At 61.6% G+C, this 18,630-nt stretch carries 11 protein-coding genes; 7 read left to right on the top strand and 4 right to left on the bottom strand.

Annotated features, from left to right (window positions below):
* Positions 1-315 precede the first annotated feature (315 nt).
* Both JP75_RS00600 and JP75_RS00595 read left to right on the top strand, forming a co-directional pair.
* Entirely contained in the window at positions 316-1,704 is a 1,389-nt protein-coding gene (locus tag JP75_RS00600; protein ID WP_035077696.1) for a sensor histidine kinase, read from the top strand.
* A 24-nt stretch (positions 1,705-1,728) separates the two neighbouring features.
* Positions 1,729-2,373 (top strand): LuxR C-terminal-related transcriptional regulator, encoded by a 645-nt coding sequence (locus JP75_RS00595; RefSeq protein WP_035077693.1) that lies wholly within the window; start codon positions 1,729-1,731, stop codon positions 2,371-2,373.
* A gap of 67 nt (positions 2,374-2,440) precedes the next feature.
* Here the strand turns inward: JP75_RS00595 and JP75_RS00590 are convergent, their stop codons facing one another.
* From JP75_RS00590 to JP75_RS00575, 4 genes are read right to left on the bottom strand one after another with little or no spacing between them, the layout of a single operon-like run.
* Entirely contained in the window at positions 2,441-3,061 is a 621-nt protein-coding gene (locus JP75_RS00590) for a hypothetical protein (protein ID WP_035077690.1), read from the bottom strand.
* A gap of 31 nt (positions 3,062-3,092) precedes the next feature.
* Positions 3,093-4,490: an exopolysaccharide Pel transporter PelG gene (pelG, locus tag JP75_RS00585; RefSeq protein ID WP_035077688.1), complete on the bottom strand. Its 1,398-nt coding sequence runs from the start codon at positions 4,488-4,490 to the stop codon at positions 3,093-3,095.
* On the bottom strand, positions 4,487-6,007 hold the full coding sequence (pelF, locus tag JP75_RS00580) for a GT4 family glycosyltransferase PelF (protein WP_051960049.1): 1,521 nt from the start codon (positions 6,005-6,007) through the stop codon (positions 4,487-4,489). The genes pelG and pelF overlap by 4 nt, the downstream gene beginning before the upstream one ends.
* Positions 6,008-6,050: 43 nt before the next feature.
* On the bottom strand, positions 6,051-6,746 hold the full coding sequence (locus JP75_RS00575; RefSeq protein WP_035077685.1) for a hypothetical protein: 696 nt from the start codon (positions 6,744-6,746) through the stop codon (positions 6,051-6,053).
* A 212-nt stretch (positions 6,747-6,958) separates the two neighbouring features.
* Here JP75_RS00575 and JP75_RS00570 point away from each other — a divergent pair, with 212 nt between their 5' ends.
* The 5 genes from JP75_RS00570 to JP75_RS00545 all read left to right on the top strand — a co-directional run bounded on the left by JP75_RS00570 (position 6,959) and on the right by JP75_RS00545 (position 18,513).
* Positions 6,959-7,867: an MJ1477/TM1410 family putative glycoside hydrolase gene (locus tag JP75_RS00570; protein WP_160194623.1), complete on the top strand. Its 909-nt coding sequence runs from the start codon at positions 6,959-6,961 to the stop codon at positions 7,865-7,867.
* Positions 7,851-8,567 (top strand): tetratricopeptide repeat protein, encoded by a 717-nt coding sequence (locus JP75_RS00565; protein WP_035077682.1) that lies wholly within the window; start codon positions 7,851-7,853, stop codon positions 8,565-8,567. Before JP75_RS00570 ends, JP75_RS00565 begins: the two co-directional genes overlap by 17 nt.
* 8 nt (positions 8,568-8,575) lie before the next feature.
* Entirely contained in the window at positions 8,576-14,332 is a 5,757-nt protein-coding gene (locus JP75_RS24975) for a M10 family metallopeptidase C-terminal domain-containing protein (protein WP_051960044.1), read from the top strand.
* Positions 14,333-14,482: 150 nt separating this feature from the next.
* On the top strand, positions 14,483-16,309 hold the full coding sequence (glmS, locus tag JP75_RS00550; protein ID WP_035077678.1) for a glutamine--fructose-6-phosphate transaminase (isomerizing): 1,827 nt from the start codon (positions 14,483-14,485) through the stop codon (positions 16,307-16,309).
* 143 nt (positions 16,310-16,452) lie between these two features.
* On the top strand, positions 16,453-18,513 hold the full coding sequence (locus JP75_RS00545; RefSeq protein ID WP_035077673.1) for a M3 family metallopeptidase: 2,061 nt from the start codon (positions 16,453-16,455) through the stop codon (positions 18,511-18,513).
* The last annotated feature ends 117 nt before the right edge of the window (positions 18,514-18,630 follow it).

Raw genomic sequence — 18,630 nt, 5'->3', positions numbered from 1 at the left:
CAAACTTGTTAAGGATAGTGCCCAACATCCACGCCGAGCGTCAGGTCGGAACGTCTAGCCGATCGGCGGCATAAAGGTCGGACCCTGGACTAGACTTTCGGTCCGTCAAAACCTGTACCTAAGAACAGGCGTTCTTCGGACAATTGATGAGTTCAATTGTCAGTATTGCTCCGTATCCTGCTGGATCGTCGCGAATTTATTTGGTGCCGATCAATTCTCGCTCTCATCCCCTGTTTGGGGGGAGGACTGGCCGGAGCAATACTGTAGGTATATTATCGACTTGGTTGGGGAGCGGCGTTGCGTGCGGAGCGAGAGTTGACCGACCGGCGAGGCGTGTTCAGGCGGTTGCGCAAGCGATGGGGCCGGCTCCCGCTTGCCAACCGCTTCGCCCTCTATGGCAGCGTCGTCACTGTTGCCGCCATGCTCCTCTGCGGTGTGCTGATCACCAGCGCTATGACCGAGATTACGCTCGCGCGGCGGGGCACGGTGGTACCGGCGCTCGTCGAGGGGATGCTCGCCCCCCATATCCAGGAGCTCGGTCCGGACGGGCGCCTTTCGGATAGCGGCCGCCTTGCGCTCGATGCGATGATGAACGACGAAACCCTGCTGGCCGAATTTCCCTATCTCGACCTGTGGCGGGCAGATGGCACCATCCTTTACTCCAACAGCCCGCAACTGGAGGCGAGGCGGCTGGAAATGCCGTTCAGGGTGCAGCGCGCCTTTGACGGAGAGATCGGCGTCGACTTCACCGATGTGAGCTCTCAAGATTATGCCGAGCACCGGTTCGACACCGATTTCATCGAGGTTTATTTCCCCTTGCTGAACCACGAAACCGGTGACATCACGGCCGTCGCCCAGCTCAGGGAGGTCACGGCTTCGCTCGAAAAGGACCTGTGGTCGCTTACCCTGTCGAGCTGGGCCACGGCAGCCACCATCGGTATCATCGTCATGGCGGCTCTTTTCGGCATCGTGCTCGAAGGCAGCCGCAAGATCGAGCGGCAGGGCCGCATTCTCACCCGTCGACTGGCGCAATCCCATCAGCGCGCGGTACGGCATCGAGAACTCAAGGCGGTGGCGCAGCGCGCCTCGCTCAGCGTCACTGAGTTTACCGACAAGCATTTGCGCACCATCGGCACGGACCTGCATGACGGGCCGGCGCAGACGATCGGTTTTGCCGTGCTGCGGCTCGACCAGATACGCCGGCTATCGAAGAAGAGCGAACGGGAGGAGGTTGTCGCCGAGATCGAGTCTACCCTGGGGGGAGCGCTCTCCGAGATACGCGCTATCGCCCTGGCGCTGGTTCTGCCCGATATCGAGGACCTGGATCTGGCACAGGTCATCGAGCGCGCCGTCCAACAGCACATACGCCGCACCGGCATCGCCATAGACGTGGACAGTCGCGTCGAACCGGTTCATGCTGCGCCTGAATTATGCGTGTGTGTGTACCGATTTATCCAAGAGGGTCTGAATAACGCGTTCCACCATGGTCTGCCGGAGGGGCAGGCGCTGACTGCGACGATGCAGGGAGGGGTGCTGAAGTTGTCGATAACCAATAAGAACCTGACGGACTACGCGGAGCAGGCCGATCACAAGGGAATCGGCCTTTACGGTCTGCGCGCGCGCGTCCAGAGCATCGGCGGCAATCTGGCCTTTGTGCAGAAGGAAGGCCAGACGCGCCTCGAGATGTGGGTGCGCAATGTCTAGGTCCTGGCAGCGATCGTTGCCAAAATGATCAGGATCGTGGTCGTTGACGACCACCCGATGTTCAGGACTGGATTGATCCAGGCCGTGACGGTTGATGGTGATATTGCGGCCGTTGGAGAGGGTGGCAGCGCTGCGGAAGCGGTGGAACTCGTTGCATCGCTGCGACCGGATGTGCTGCTGCTTGACGCGCAGATGTCAGACGATGGTCTCGAGCGCATACCGGAAATCGTGCTCGCCCACCCCGAGACCCGGATCGTCGTGGTTACCGCTTCAGAAGATGACAAAGATATTGCCCGCGCCGTCGAGGCGGGGGTCTATGGCTATGTGTTCAAGGGCACGACCGGCTCTGACATGCGCGCCATCGTGCGGCAGGTGAACAAGGGTGAGAGCGTCATCCCCAAGGATATGTTCGGTCGATTGATGGGCATGCTGAAAGCCAAGCCTGCCACTCTTGGCCCGGCCGGGGACGCAAAGCTCTCAAAACAGGAGACGCAGGTCCTGCAATACCTGGCGCAGGGTCTCAGCAATCGCGAGATCGGCAAATGCCTCGACATTACCGAGCGGACGGTGAAGTTTCATCTTTCCAACACGTTCTCCAAACTGCATGTGCGCAACAGGGTGGAAGCCAGTATCACCGCCCGCCGGATGTGGCCCGAGCTCGAAGGCTAGCCCGGACACCTCGACAATATTGTCTGGAATTGATCGCGCCGTGGAGACCAGCGGAGGGGCTCTGTATTTAGCTGCCCACCGAGGGAACTGGCCTGCTTTTTGCTCTAGGCGAAGCCCTGCCTCGACCTTTGCTGGGGTCGGCCAGGGATGATGAGCTTTCCGCGACTGACAAATCGGCGCGCCCGGCAAGACTGCGCTCCAGCTTGTGCGTGCGCTGGGCCAGTACCTGATATTGCGCGGCTATCAGGCCCTCGGCCATGAGTGCCTTGCGCAATTGCTCGCCTTGCTCCTCGAGCATCCGGCTGCGCCGGGAGGTCACGATGCCCACCATAAGCGCCGCAAGGACCCAGGAGAGCGGGTCGGCCCAGGTCAGGCGAAAATATTCGGCATGGGACATGTCGAAGGGGCGTGTCGGCAGGCCATTGAAATAGGAAATCGCGGTGGCGCCCATGGCAGCGAGGACGCCGCCAAGGACGCCATACTGAGCGCTGAGCAGGATGGCGATGAAAAGGAAGGGATGAACCGGCCAGGAGGCGAAGGACATCAATCCGGAATGTTCGATGAGTGCCACGCCGCCGAGCAACAGGATGCCTTCGACAAGGGCGAGCACGTTTGACCGAGACGACGAAAACGCTGTTACCGCTGGATCTTTGAAATTGCCGGAAACAACCGGATTTTCGCTGCTCATGGAATCCTCGTGGAATCTGATTGTGCCGTGGTCAGCCGGAGATGGCTGGATTGTTGACGACGAAGGTCAGGCGATTAAGCGTACCCAGGGCCTGGCGCATGGCGGCATAGGCGAGGGTGCCGCTGGCGATCGAGGCCAGGACATAGCCGAGCCCGAGATAGTCCGGATTGCTCAGCATGATCGCCGTGCCGGCGGCGTTGAGGACCAGGAACAGGACCTGCAGCCAGAGATAAGCCTTGCCGTATTGGACGAAGAGGATCACCCCGCAGCTTGCCTGGAACAGGAAGTGGAAGGCGGCCCCGACGAGCGCCAGGCGCAGCACCGAAATGGCGTCATAGGGTAGGCCGAGGAGATCGGCGAGGAGCGGCGCCATCACCGCCAAGGAGACACTGATCGTGAGCTGGATGAGGAAGGCGGAGAAGACCGTGTCGACGGCATTCTGTGCCAAGCTTGCGCGCTGTTCGTCGATCTGGCGCAGGGTTCCGCCTGAATGCACGATGTCGCGATAGTGGCGGTAATTGTTGAAGAAGGTCGTTTCGAGCCAGACCACCAGAATGGACATGACCGGCACGATGGAGAGATAGGCCATGAACATGGGGCTGTCGTAGCGGGCCGAATAGATGAGGCCATCGGCGACGGCGGTTCCCTCGTTCGACTGCCAGACGATGATCTTGTCGATCCAGACGGCGAGGGCGCTGCACACGCCGGCGGCGATGAAGGTGGCCGATACCGGCCGCATTTCGCGCAGCTTTGCGGGCAGGTCGCGCAGGGCGGTCAGGGGGCCGGGAAAGGTCTTGAGAATGAGGAAGTTGAGGATGCAGAAGGAAATGCAGAGCCCGATGCTGAAGCCGATGAGCATGCCGCCGGGGCCATTGCCCAGCGCGGCGGCGGAGGTGCCGAAAATAATGGAGCAGCTCAGGCCAAGCGCAAAGGCCGAGGTGACCGTTCCATATTGCTTGATGGCGGCGACGAAGGACATTGCGAGCCAGAGATGGGACACCTGAACCACGCAGATGATCGCTGCCAGGCCCAGGCCGAGCGGCAGGCCGATGAGCAGGAAGAAGACAACCGTGCCGGCGATCAGTGACAGCAAGGTCGTGATGAAGACGGCGGCAAGATAGATGCCGTGCACCTCCTCGAAGCGGCGTTGGAACAGAATGCGCGAGACGCGCAGCGTCGCATCGAGCGAGATGGGCGAGGTGATCACCAGGGACAGGGCAAAGCTGTAGATCACCAGGATGCTGAAGACCTTTAGGTCCATGGGATCGAGCAAGGGCCGCCCAAGGATATGGAGCATGGCCAAGCCGACCATGATGACGATCCAGGGACCAGAAGCGATCATGATCGCATGGCCGCCGGCCAGGGAACGCGAGGCCAGGTTGTCCTGGCTGCTCAGCTTTTTCAGTGCAAACCCGATCCCGGCCATCATGACACCATTTGGGGTTGGGGCGCGAAATTGCGCCCATAGAGTGCGCCATAGGCCTCGGCGACGGCCTCGGCGCGATAGTGCTTGCGCACGCGGCGTTGCAGATTGTCGCCATAGGTGCGGAGGCGCTGGCGATCGGCCAACAGGAGGCCGATGGCAGTGGCGATTTCGTCATTGGCGCCAACCGGAGCCACCATGCCGCCTGGGCCAATGGGCTCGCCATCATGGGCCATGCCTTCGAGGATTTCGCGGCAGGCTCCGACATCGGTTGCGATGCAGGGAACGCCCGCCGCTCCGGCTTCGAGGATGACAAGGGGCAGGGCTTCGCTGATGCTGGTGAGGACCAGTACGTCGATACGGCCGAGATAATCGACGACGTTGACCGGGCCGGTGAAGGACACCGTGTCCGCCAGTTGCCGGCGATTGACCTCGCTGATGCAGCTCTGGGCATATTCGGGGTCTTCATCCATGGGGCCGATGATCAGTGCCTGGAGATCGGGGAAGCCGCGGCGCAACCGTTCGGCGACGTCGATGAAGGTCTGCACGTCCTTGATGGGCGTCACCCGGCCGATAAAGGCGATGGTGGGACGATCATGCGAGACCGGCTTGATCTTGCCGAAGCGTTCGGAATCGACGCCGTTGGGGATGACGCTGAGCTTTTCAGGGCCGGCGCCCAGCGCAAGCTGGAAGGTCTGGTTGGCTTCGTAAAGCGCCACGATCTCGGTGGCCGAATTATAGGCGACGCGGGCAAAGCTCTCGAAACTGCGGGCCCAGAGTTCGCGAATATCCTTGCGGTCGTCGGAAAGGTCGAGGCCATTGTCGATGCTGTTGGAAATCCAGTCGGCCATGAGGATTTCGATGCGGCGCTCATTGGAATAAATGCCGTGTTCGGTGATGAGCGTCCGGCGGCCCGTTTCGATGGCGGCGCGGGCGCCGATGAGGCCGGCATAGCCGGTGGAGACGGCATGATAGATGCGGGCTTGGGGAAGGGGGCAGGTCAGCACCCGGAAGAGGCCGCCGACCAGCGTGCGCCAGGCCCAGAAATAGCCCAGGAACGATGCATGGGCCATGGAGCCATAGTGGTAGCACATGGTCTGCCAGGCCTCCGGGGAGTTGAGCAGGGTATCGAGCGCGACGCGCTTTCCCGGCGGGCCGAGGAGTTTCATCAATTCGCTGAGCTGGCGCGTGTCCCCGTCGGTAAGGAGATGGCCGATGAGTTCGCCGGCATATTCTGGGGTCGCGGCAGGCCAGTCATGGGTCGTGCCCATATTGTTGTCATCGAGCCGGACATGGTCGATCGAAAGCAAGTTGTCCGGTCTGGCGTAACGCGGTTCGCTGGTCGGGGCGCTCGGCAGGATCGCCAGCACCGAGAAGGTCAGTTCGGGATGCGAGCGGATCAGCCAGTCGATCCAGGTGGAGACGCCACCGGCGACATAGGGGTAGCAACCCTCGGCAATCAGGCAGACATCGGCGATGCGCTCCGGCGCATTGGCCGGCATCATGTTCACGTCACGCCACATAATTGAAACTCCCCAAAATTTCGCAGGACGGTGTGCGCCGTATTCAGATCGCCGCGGGGCGACCGAGGGCGGACTTGATGACGTTCTGGCTCAAGTTCGACAATTGACGGCGCCGGCTGCGGCCGCGGGTATGGGCGGCGACGGCGGCGGCTTGGACGCGGACGCGCTGATCGGTGCTGCGCAGGGCCAGGGCCAGCGCGACCTCGACGAATTTTTCGTCGTCCTCGATGGCGAGATAGGCCAGGAGTCCTTGCTTTTCCTGCATGGTCCCCGTGCTCAGAAGCGCATCATATGGGCGTGGCAGGCGGGTCTGGGGACTGACGAGACGTCCGTCGATAATCATGTCGACGAGGGTCACGGCGGGCTCTTCGATGGGGGCGATGGTGTTGTACCACTTGTCCAGCGCATCGGCCTTAGGGCTCCAGAAGTGCTGGTCGCCAAGCAGGGCCGCTGCGGCACCAATCGGGCCGCCGGCAAAGGTGAGGAGAGTGAAGGTCTGGAGCGAGCCGGTGTCGATCCTGGCACGTTCAAGGCCGATGATCACGAAGACGAGCGCGGCGATGATGCCCAGATGTCCCAGGGCCACCGTGCCCCACCCATTGCCGGCCAGGGCGTAGGCGCTCAGGAGGATTTCGCCGATGATCGCAGCGATCTGCAGGGTTCTGATGGCAATGGTGCTGCCGGTGCCATGAACGGCGGGATCGGGGACCAAGGTCTTTGCACTGATATGCTCGTTCATGACAGCACTCCCAAAAATGACGGCCCTGATACGGCAGGTCGTTTGAGGTGAGGCTATGAGGGGGCGGGACAGGCCGCATTGATGACCGTCAATGCCGCATTGGAGGCCCTGTCCTATCTGTGGGACCGGCGCAGGAGCGACCTGTGCAAGGTTCGGCGGATAAGATGGGCATCAGCGACATTCTCAGTTCCAGATCGGGAAGACTGCATTCAGTGCCGGTGCTTGGCGCATCGGTGATGATGCATCTGGCACTGGCCGTCGCGGCGAGCCCGGCCCTCGGCACGCCGGCGCGTGCCAATCTCGCCGAGGCGCGCAGCTGGGGTTATCAGTTGCAGATGGTCGATCCCGAACTCGTGGCGGATTCGCCCTATGACCTGATGGTCATCGACTATGCGCGCGACGGGACGGCCGACCAGGCTTTTAGCCGCTCCCAAGTGATGGCCATGAAACGCAAGCCCGATGGCGGTTCGCGCATCGTCCTTGCCTATCTCAGCATCGGGGAAGCGGAAGACTATCGCTTCTATTGGAACCGAAGCTGGCAGGCTTCCCCGCCCGGCTGGCTTGGCAGGGAAAACCCGGATTGGCCGGGGAATTACGCCGTGCACTATTGGGATCCGGCCTGGCAAAGCGTCATCTTTGGCGGTCCGCAGGCCTATCTCGACAGCATTATCGCGGCCGGCTTTGACGGGGTCTATCTCGACCGCATCGACGCCTTCGATGTTTCCGATCCGGCGGTATCGCGCGCCAGCCGCATGCAGTTGATGGTCGAGTTCGTCTCCGACATTGCCGCCTATGCGCGAAGCGCTACCCCCGGTTTCATCATTGTCGGCCAGAACGCCGAGGAATTGCTGAACTATCCCGATTATGCGGCTGCCATTGATGGGGTCGGCAAGGAAGACCTGTTCTTCGGCCTCGACGGCGATGGCACGCTCAATTCCAAGGGCGAGCTGCGCGCCAGCCTGACGCCGCTGCAACGGTTCCTGGCCTCGGGCAAGCCAGTCTTTCTCATCGAATATCTCGATACAGCCGAATCCATGGCCCTGGCGCACAAGAACGCCGATGCGCTGGGCGTTCCGCTCTTCATAGGTACGAGGGAGCTCGACGATGTCCGGTCCCGTTAAATTCCAGGATCCCAAACAGCTTTATCGCGGCGCTCCGGTTGCGCCGACACGGCCGGACAGAACCTTGCTGGCGATCATGCTGCTCGCCGTCGTGAGCCTTGCCGGCACGCTGGCCCTGTTGCCCGGAACCGAGGAAAAGGCAGAGGGGCTTCTGGCGGAAGGCCGGTATGCCGACGCGATCAACACGCTCGTTGCGGTGGAGGATGAACGGCCGCTCAATGGCTATGAGGGCTATATGCTCTTCAAGCTCTATATGCTGGCCCGAGAGCCCGACAATGCGGCCATGCTGATCGCCCAGCAGCCGGCATTGCAAGTCGACAATACCGAAGCGCTGCGCCAGCTCGCCGATCTCTATCGCCAGCTTGGCGACATGCGCGGCGAGGCGGCGACCTTGCGCCAGATCTACGATGCCAATCCCAGCGATGCCGATTTTGCCCGCCTGCGCGTACTCTACCGACTGTCGGGTGACACGGCCGGCGAGGCCTCCCTCCTGACCAAGGCGATCGCCGCCGGCCGGTCGGACGAGGCGTCGCTCAACCGGTTGGCCTATCTGCAGGACCTTTCCCCGACCAGCGTGCGCGCGGCCCTCTGGGTCGCGCCGACGGGTGATTTCTGGCGGTTTGAGGCCCTGCCGCTCTCACAGATTTTTGCCCAGACCGAGTTTTCTCCCGCAACCCCAATAGCAACGTCCATCGAGTAGGAGCCATCATGACCATTGTTCTCGACGGAGCACTTCTTGACTGGACGGCCGACGATCGGCTGGAAACCCCCGCCACCACAATTGCCGGCTATGCCCTTTATGGCCGGTTGGAAGGGGACGTTTTCTATTTCGCCCTCAGTTCGGCGCAGGCGATTAATGCGACCTCGACGCTGTGGCTCAATACCGATGCCAATATCAATACTGGCTACAAGGTCTGGGGCTTTGCGGCGGGTGCGGAATTCAACGTCAATTTCGGCGCCAATGGGGTGCCGCGGCTCTATGCCGGGGCGGACGGGCAGACACTGGTTGGCGATCTCTCCTATTCGATGAGTGCCGATCGCAAGGTGCTGGAAATCGCGCTGCCGAAGAGCCTCTTGGGCGCCAGTGTGTCGAGTGTCGGCATCATGGCCGACATCAACAATTCGATCTTTCTGCCGGCCGACTATACGCTGGCGGCCTATACGATCACGACGCCTGTGCCGAGCGTCTTCGATGGCCTCCTTACCGAATGGACGGCCGATCAGCGGCTCGACAATGTCCCAGGAAAAACCGTCGCCGGCTATGAGCTCTATGGCAAGGTGGCCGATGACAGCTTTGTCTTCGGGCTCAAGAGCGCGGTGCCGATCGGGCCGAACACGACCTTCTGGCTTGATACGGACAACAACACGGCGACGGGCTACCAGATCTGGGGCTTTGCCGGCGGCGCGGAGTTCAACGTCAATATCGGGGCAGACGGCGTTGCACGGCTCTATACCGGGGCCGATGGGCAGACGTTGGTCGCGACACTTGAATACAAAATAGCGTCGGGCGGGCTCAGCATGGAGTTTTCCGTGCCCAAGGCGCTGCTCGGACCCTCAGTCAGCAGCGTCGTGGTCCTGGCCGATATCAACAATTCCGTTTTCCTGCCACCCAGCTATTCGAGCGGTGGCTATGTGCTGACGACGCCGGTCGTGGTGCCGCCGGGGCCCTACGACGGTCTCCTCACCGAATGGACGGCTGCGCAGCGGCTCGATAGCGGGGCCGGCGTTGTCGCCGGCTATGAGCTTTATGGAACGGTCAGCGAGGACAAGTTCGTCTTTGCGCTCAAGAGTGCCGTCGCTATCGGGCAGAATACGACATTCTGGCTCAATACCGATGCCGATGTCGCGACCGGCCACCAGATCTGGGGCTTTGCCGGCGGGGCCGAATTCAACGTCAATATCGGCGCCGATGGTGTCGCACGGCTCTATAGCGGTGCCGATGGGCAGACGCTTGTCGGCGAGATCGATCACAAGATTGCCCCGGATGGCATGAGCATGGAATTTGCCGTCCCCCGCAGCCTGATTGGTGCCTCCGTTACGGCAATCACACTTCTGGCCGACGTCAATAATTCGGTTTTCCTGCCCACCACTTATGCCAATGGGGGCTATACGCTGGTCGATCCGGCCTCGATCCCCGGCAGCCAATTTGACGGCGTGCTCACGGAGTGGACCGCCAGCCAGCGGCTCGAAACGCCGATGACGACGGTCGATGGCTATGAGTTCTACGGCCAATATAGCGATGGCCAGTTCACCTTCGGCTTCAAGAGCGCTGTCGCCATCGGGCCGAATACGACGTTCTGGCTCAACACCGACGGCAATACGGCGACCGGGACACAGGTCTTCGGCTATGCCGGGGGCGCCGAGTTCAACGTCAATATCGGCTCGGACGGGGTCGCGCGGCTCTATTCGGGCAATGCCGGGCAGACCCTCGTCGGAACCATCGACTACAAGCTCGGACCGGACGGGAAGACCATAGAATTTGCCGTGCCCAAGGCCATGCTCGGCGCTGCGGTTACCTCGGTCAGCATTCTCGCCGACGTCAATGACAGCGTCTATCTGCCGGCCAATTATCTCTCGCCGGCCTATACGGTCTATGATCCTGCCTCGCTGCCGCCGGTGACCGAAACGGGCAACAAGATCGCCATCGTCTTTTCCCAGACCACGGCCAACAATTACTTCAGCGAGATGGCCTATTCCCAACTGGTGATGGCGGCGCAGAGCCAGGCCATGGCGGCCGGCATTCCATTCGATCTCGTGTCGGAGGCGGACCTGACCGATCTCTCAAAAATGGTCAATTACGACGCGATCGTGTTCCCCTCGTTCCGCAATGTGCCGGCCAATTATGAGGCCATCTACGATGTGCTGAGCAAGCTCGTCTATCAGTATGATGTCTCGCTGATTGCGGCTGGCGACTTCATGACCAATGATGCGTCCAACGCGAGCTTGCCGAACAACGCCTATGAACGCATGCAGACCCTGTTCGGGGTCAACCGTGTCGGCGGTGAAAGCGGCGTAACGGTCAATGTCGAGGCGACCCCAACGGGTCATGCCATAACCGAAGGCTACGGGCCGAACGGCGCCATTCACACCTATACCGGTGCCACGACCTCGTATTTTGAAGCCGCAAATCCCAATGGCGGTTCGGTCACCGTGATTGCCGAGCAGGTTGTCAACGGCACGACCCATGCGGCCGTGCTTGGCTCAGTCACCGGCGGTCGCAACGTACATTTTTCGACCGATGCGCTTCTGGGCGACCTCAACCTCCTCGGCCAGGCCATCGACTGGGTCAATGAAGAAGCGGGCGGGCCGACGGTTTCGCTCAACATGACGCGCAACAGCTCGCTCTTTGCCTCGCGCAACGACATGGACCAGAGCCAGGAAACCTATGACGTCGATGGCGGCATTTATGACGCCCTACTGCCAATCCTGCAGCAGTGGAAGACCGACTACAATTTCGTCGGCTCCTACTATGTCAATGTGGGCTTCAATCCGCCGGACCAGGAAACCAACTGGCTGATTTCGGGCCAGTACTATGACGCCATGCGCGCCATGGGGAACGAGATCGGCTCGCATTCCTATACCCATCCCGAAGATACCAATCTGCTCTTGCCCAATGTGCTGACACAGGAACTGCTTAATCAGCGGATTGCCCAATATGCGGCGCTGGCCGGTGGGCCGGGTGTCATCGGGCAGGCGCTGGCGTCGATGACGCTCGAGCAGATCAATGCCAAACTCGCGCAGGTGCTCGCGGCGCCCAATCCCAGCGCGCTCGATGCGACCTCGAAAGCCTTCCTCGAGGCCACCTATACGTTCCAGTTCGCCACGGCCCGTGCGGTGCTTGAGGCCAATCTGGGCTATTCCTTTGGTGGCGCGGCAGTGCCCGGAATGCCCGAGCAGATGCTGCCGGCCCAGCAGATCATTCAATATTACGACTATCTCTCGGGCGGCGCTTCCATGCTCGGCGCGGGCTATCCCGGCGCCATCGGCTATCTGAAACCGAGCGCGGATGGGCAAGTCTATATCGCCCCCAACATGTCCTTCGACTTTACCCTCATGGGGTGGTTGGGGCTCGATGTCGAACAGGCACAGGCCAAGTGGGCTGCGGAATGGGCCGAGCTCAACGCCAATTCCGACATGCCTATCGTCGTCTGGCCCTGGCATGACTATGGCGCTACGGCCTGGTCGTTGGATGCGGGGCAGCCCTCACCCTATACGGCGGCGATGTTCACCAATTTCATTGCCGCGGCCTATGCTTCCGGCACTGAATTCGTGACGCTGGCGGACCTCGCGGCACGCATCAAGGCGTTCGAGCGTGCCGATTTCGGCTTCAGCGTCGCCGGTGATGTGATCACCATGCATGCCACTCCGCAGCAGGGCCAATTGGGCACGTTTGCGCTCAATCTCGATGACCTTGCCGGCAAGACCATCAAGTCGGTCGCCAACTGGTATGCCTATGATGCCGATAGCGTCTTCCTCGATGCCGATGGCGGCACATTCACGGTGCAGTTGGGCGCCAGTGCCGACGATGTGACGCACATCACTTCGATCGGTTCGCGGGCGCAGCTCGTGAGCCTTACGGGCGACGGCACCAATCTCGACTTCACCATTGTCGGGGAAGGGCGGGTCATTATCGATCTCAAGCAGGCCGTGGGCTTTACCTACCAGGCGACCGGCGCGAGCGTCGTCAGCCAGACAGGAGATATCCTCACGCTTGATCTCGGCGCCATCGGCAGCCATACCGTAGCGCTGCGGCAGGTTCCGACGAACCGGGCTGCCACCGATATCGTTGCCTCCAACCAGGTGGCCCTGCCGGAGAACACGGCGGCGCGGACCAAGATCGCCGATCTTGCGGTTATCGACCCCGATACCGACCCGTTGCTACGCATGAACGTGGTGACAGTCTCGGATGCCCGTTTCGAAATCGACACATCGACCGGCGCGCTCTATCTCAAGGCGGGCCAGGTGGTCAATTTCGAGGCCGGCGCAACCATTGCCATGACCTTGACCGCCACCGATGGAGCGCTGAGTTTCTCCAAGGCGCTCGTGCTCACCGTGGTCAATGTCAATGAAGCGCCGACCGGCGCGCCGACGGTCGCCGGAACGGCTGTCGAAAACGTGCTTCTGAGTGCAGGTACGGCCCTGATCGCTGATCCCGACGGGCTCGGCGCCTTCACCTATCAGTGGCAGCGCGGCAATGGCACGGTGTTCACCAATATTGCCGGGGCGACGGCTGCAACCTATCGCCTGGTGCAGGCGGACGCGGACCAATTGGTCCGGGTGGCCGTTTCCTATCGAGATGGCAGTCTGGCTACCGAGACGATCTTCTCGGCGCCCACGACCCAGGTGGTCGATGTGCTTGCCAATACGACGCTGACGCCGCTGATGGCCAATACCGCGCGTACGATCACCACAGCCGAACTTGTCGGGGGCGGTATCACCGGCCCGGTGACGATCAACTCGCTCACCGCCTCCATCGGCACGCTTGTCGCGCTTGGCGGTGGGCAATGGACCTATACGCCGCCGGCCAACAACGATACGGGCGTCACTTTCAGCTATACGGCCAGCAATGGCACCAAGCTGGCGCAAGGCACGGCCGCGATGGATCTGCTGCCCTCCAACGCGATCAATGGCACGGCCGGTGCGGACAATCTTGCCGCCAGGGCCACCTCCGATATCTATCATGGCCTTGCCGGCAATGACACGATATCGGGCGGTGCCGGCGACGACCTCATCTATGGCGATGGAGGCAATGATACCGCCAATGGCGGCGACGGCAACGACGTCTTCTTTGCGACCTTATCGGACGGCAATGACCGCTATACCGGTAACGGGGGGACGGATCGTTATGATCTCTCCGCCACAAGTGCGGCAGCCACGGTCAACCTGACGAATGGCACGGCCACCAGCAGCCAGACCGGGAGCGACACGCTCGCCACTATCGAAAACGTCACGGGCGGTTCGGGCAATGACACCATTACCGGCTCCTCTGCCGCCAATGTACTCGATGGCGGGGCTGGCAACGATATCCTGCTTGGCATGGGCGGCGCCGACACCCTGATCGGCGGAGCGGGAGCGGATCGGCTCACCGGCGGCGCCGGGCGCGATGTGATGACCGGGGGCGCCGACAATGACATCTTCATCTTCAACGCCAGCTCGGAAATGGGCACAACGGCCTCGACCCGCGATGTCATTACCGACTTCACGCCTGGCCAGGACAAGTTCGACTTCTCGGCCATCGACGCCAATACAATGCTCTCGGGCAATCAGGCCTTCACGTTCCTCGCGACGGCCGGAGCCGCGTTCACTGGCGTTCGCGGTCAGTTGAACTGGAGCGTGCAGGACGCTGCGGGGACGGCGAACGACAAGACCATCGTGATGGGCGACATCAATGGCGACCGGGTCGCCGATTTCCATGTCGAACTGACTGGCCTTATCCAATTGGGGGTCGGTGACTTTATCCTGTGACCCCCTTTCGATGACGCCCCCACGTCATCGCGCAAATGCCCGGCAGCCCCCACGCCGGGCATTTGTGTTTGTGGCGTTGACTGCCATCAATGCCGAGGGAGTTTGCCCCGCCTAGCGTGAGTATAGCGGCCTCATGTTCGGGAGCAGAAAATGTGCGGAATCGTTGGAATTGTCGGCCATGAGCCGGTAGCGGATCGCCTGGTCAGCGCCTTGGCGCAGCTTGAATATCGGGGCTATGACAGCGCGGGGATCGCGACCCTCGACCATGGGGAAATCCAGCGACGACGCGCGCCCGGAAAGCTCGTCAATCTTGCCAACAAGCTGAGCCTCGATCCCCTGGCCGGCACGATCGGCATCGGCCATACGCGCTGGGCGACGCATGGGGCGCCGACGGAACTCAACGCCCATCCGCATGCGACACCGCGTGTTGCCGTCGTGCATAACGGGATCATCGAGAATTATCGCTCGCTGCTGGTGGAGTTGGCAGCCGATGGCTATCTGCCCCTGACGCAGACCGACAGCGAAGTGGTCGCCATGATGGCGACGCGCTGGATGGATCTGGGGCTTTCACCCGTGGCCGCCGTGCAGGCGACCGTGTCGAAACTGCAGGGGGCCTTTGCGCTGGTTTTCCTCTTCCATGGCGAAGAGCAGATGCTGGTGGCGGCGCGCCAGGGTTCGCCCCTGGCGGTGGGCTATGGCGCGGACGAGATGTTCCTGGGGTCCGACGCCCTGGCGCTATCTCTCTTTACCGACAAGGTGACCTATCTTGAGGAGGGCGACTGGGCGGTGGTGACGCCGGGCAAGGCGGCGATCCGCAGCCGCGAAGGGTCCAATGTCAACCGCGTGGTGCACCAGACCAATGCCTCGTCCAACATCGTCGAGAAGGGCCCCTATCGCCATTTTATGCTCAAGGAGATCCACGAGCAGCCGGACGCGGTGTCGCGCGTGGTCGGCCGGTTCGTCGATCGCAGCGAGCGAACGTTGGCGGTGCAGGATCCGCTGTCCTTCGATTTCGCCGATCTCTCGCGGATGACGGTTTCGGCCTGCGGCACGGCCTATCTCGCCGGCGTCGTCGGCAAGTACTGGTTCGAGCGCTACGCGCGCCTGCCGGTCGATATCGATGTGGGCTCGGAGTTCCGTTATCGGCAGCCGCCCCTCGCGCCGGAGGGCTTGGCGCTGTTCATTTCGCAATCGGGCGAGACGGCCGACACGCTGGCGGCCCTGCGCTATTGCGCGGCCAATGGCCAGCACATAGCCAGCGTGGTCAATGTCGAAGAGTCGACAATTGCCCGCGAGTCCAAGTCGGTATTCCCGCTGCGCTGCGGGCCAGAGATCGGGGTGGCGTCTACCAAGGCGTTCACGACGCAGTTGGCGACGCTGGCCTGTCTCTCGGTGGTTGCGGGGCAGGCCCGCGGCGTGCTTGCTGGCGACAAGGTGGAAGAGTTGGTGACGGCGCTTGAGACGCTGCCGGGCGCCATCGCCAGTGCCCTGCTCGTTGAAGACCAGATTGCCGAGATTGCGCGCGGGATCAGCAAAGCCAGCGATGCGCTCTTCCTGGGGCGCGGACCGCTCTATCCGATCGCGCTCGAGGGCGCGCTCAAACTCAAGGAAATTTCTTACATTCACGCTGAAGGCTATGCGGCGGGGGAACTCAAGCATGGACCGATTGCGCTGGTTGACGAAACCATTCCGGTCATCGTCATCGCGCCATCGGATGAGCTTTCGGAAAAGACCGTTTCCAACATGCAGGAGGTGGCCGCGCGGGGCGGGCGTATTGTGCTCGTGACCGACCCGAAGGGTGCGGAATCGCATGGGGCGATGGCGCATCAATGCATCGTTTTGCCCGAAGTACACCCCTTCGTCGCGCCCATCGTGGCGGCGATTTCCGTGCAATTGCTGGCCTATCACACGGCGGCGCATCTGGGAGCCGATGTCGATCAGCCGCGCAATCTCGCCAAGTCGGTGACGGTCGAATAAGCATGATCCGGAAAAGTGGATGCCGGTTTTCCGAAGAGATCATGCTCAAATTCTAGAGCGAAGTATTTGCGACAAAAGGGACAGGTGCACTTGTCCCTTTTCGCTGCCGATCCCATTCTCTCCCGCAAAGGAGAGTCTTTGGTATGACCAATCCATTTTTCGAAGAGTGGGCGACGCCCTTTGGCGTGCCGCCTTTTGCCGAGATCAAGACCGAGCATTTCAAGCCGGCCTATGAGGCGGCGCTGAAGGCGCATGAGGCTGAGATTGCTGCCATTGTCGGCGATGCGAGCGAGCCGAGCTTTGAGAACACCATTGCGGCGCTGGAACGGAGCGGGAAGCAACTCGACCGGGTGGAGCTGGTTTTCTCGCAACTGGCCTCAGCCAATACCAACGAGACCTTGCAGGGCATCGAACGCGATCTTGCGCAGCCCGTTGCCCGCCACTGGAATGCGATTTTCCTCAATCCCGCGCTTTTTGCGCGAATCGATGCGCTCTTTCAAAAGCGCGGGGAACTAGGGCTCGATGCCGAAGCCCTGCGGGTGCTGGAGCGCTACCATCTCGACTTCGTTCGCTCTGGCGCGCGCCTATCGCTGGCTGATCGCGAGCGCTTTGCCGGGATCGTCGAGCGGCTTGCCGTGCTCGGCACCGAGTTCGGGCAGAATGTCTTGGCCGATGAGCAGAACACGGTCTTTGCTTTGAACGAAGCCGAGGTCGATGGGCTGCCCGATTTTGCGCGAGCGGCGGCGGCCGAGATGGCGCGGGATCGCAAGCTCAATGCACCTTATGCAGTTGCTGCGTCTCGATCCAGCGTGGAGCCGGTGCTGCACTTTGCGACTGACCGTGCGGTGCGCGAAAAGGTGTGGCGCGGGTTTGTGAAGCGCGGCGCCAATGGCAATGCGAGCGACAATCACGCCATCATCGCCGAAATCCTGCGGTTGCGGGGCGAACAGGCAAAGCTGCTCGGCTATGAGAGCTATGCGCAGTATAAACTTGCGGACAGCATGGCTGGAACGCCCAAGGCGGCGCGTGGTCTGCTGGAGCAAGTTTGGAAGCCGGGGCGACAGCGGGCGCTCGATGATCGGGCGGCGCTGCAGGGACTGATCGACCAAGAGGGCGGCGATTTCGCACTCGCTGCCTGGGACTGGCGCTACTATGCCGAGAAGCTGCGGCTGGCGCGGTATGATTTCGATGAGAACGAGATCAAGCCATACCTTGAACTCTGGAAGGTGGTGGAAGCCGCTTTCTATGTGGCGGAAAAACTGTTCGGCGTGAGCTTTGTCGCGCGGGGGGATATCGAGGGATATCACCCCGACGTGCGCGTCTGGGAAGTGCAGCGCGAGGGGCGGACGATCGGCATTTTCTATGGCGATTACTTTGCTCGCGCCGGCAAGCGCAGCGGCGCATGGATGACCTCGTTCCGCAAGCAGGCCAAGCTCGATGGCGCTGTCATTCCGCTCGTCGTCAATACCTGCAACTATTTGAAACCGCCCGAGGGGCAGCCGGCTTTGTTGTCGCTCGACGAGGCGCGAACGGTGTTCCATGAATTCGGCCACGGGTTGCATGGGCTGCTCTCGAACGTGACCTATCCGCGGATCGCCGGCACCAGTGTGGTGCGGGATTTTGTCGAATTGCCCTCGCAGCTTTATGAGCACTGGCTGGAGTCAAAACCGGTATTGGCGCGCCTTGTGCATTGCCGCACTGGCGAGCCCATTCCGCAGGCGCTGCTCGACAGGATGACGGCGGCAGGCAAGGCCAATAAGGGTTTTGAGACGGTCGAATTCGTGTCTTCGGCGATCCTCGACATGGACTATCACTCGGCTGAGATCGGCGCTGATGCCGACATTTCGGCGCTGGAGCGCAAGACGCTCGACGACATCGGCATGCCCGAGGAAATCGCGCTGCGCCATGCCAGCACGCATTTCCTGCATCTCTTTTCGGGCGATGGCTATGCGTCGGGATATTACAGCTATCTATGGTCCGAAGTGCTCGATGCCGACGGCTATGGCGCGTTTGAGGAGGCAGGCGATCCGTTCGACAAGGCGACGGCGGATAGGCTCTACAAATATGTCTATTCGGCCGGCGGTTCACGCGACTATGCCGAGGCCTATAGGTTGTTCCGCGGGCGTGATCCCGATGTAAGGGGGCTCCTCGAAGATCGTGGCCTCGCGGATCTGATCCCGATTGAGGATGGAGTGGCGGGGTAGGTGAAATAGCCCTCATGGTGAGGTGCTTTGCGCTGGCAAAGCGCCGAACCACGAGGGCGTGCCCTGATGCTTAAGTGCCACGTCCTCGTGGTTCGAGGCTGCGATTCGCTGCGCACC

The organism is Devosia riboflavina, assembly GCF_000743575.1.
Taxonomy (GTDB): Bacteria; Pseudomonadota; Alphaproteobacteria; order Rhizobiales; family Devosiaceae; genus Devosia; species Devosia riboflavina.
This window is presented reverse-complemented; position numbering and strand designations above follow the sequence as displayed.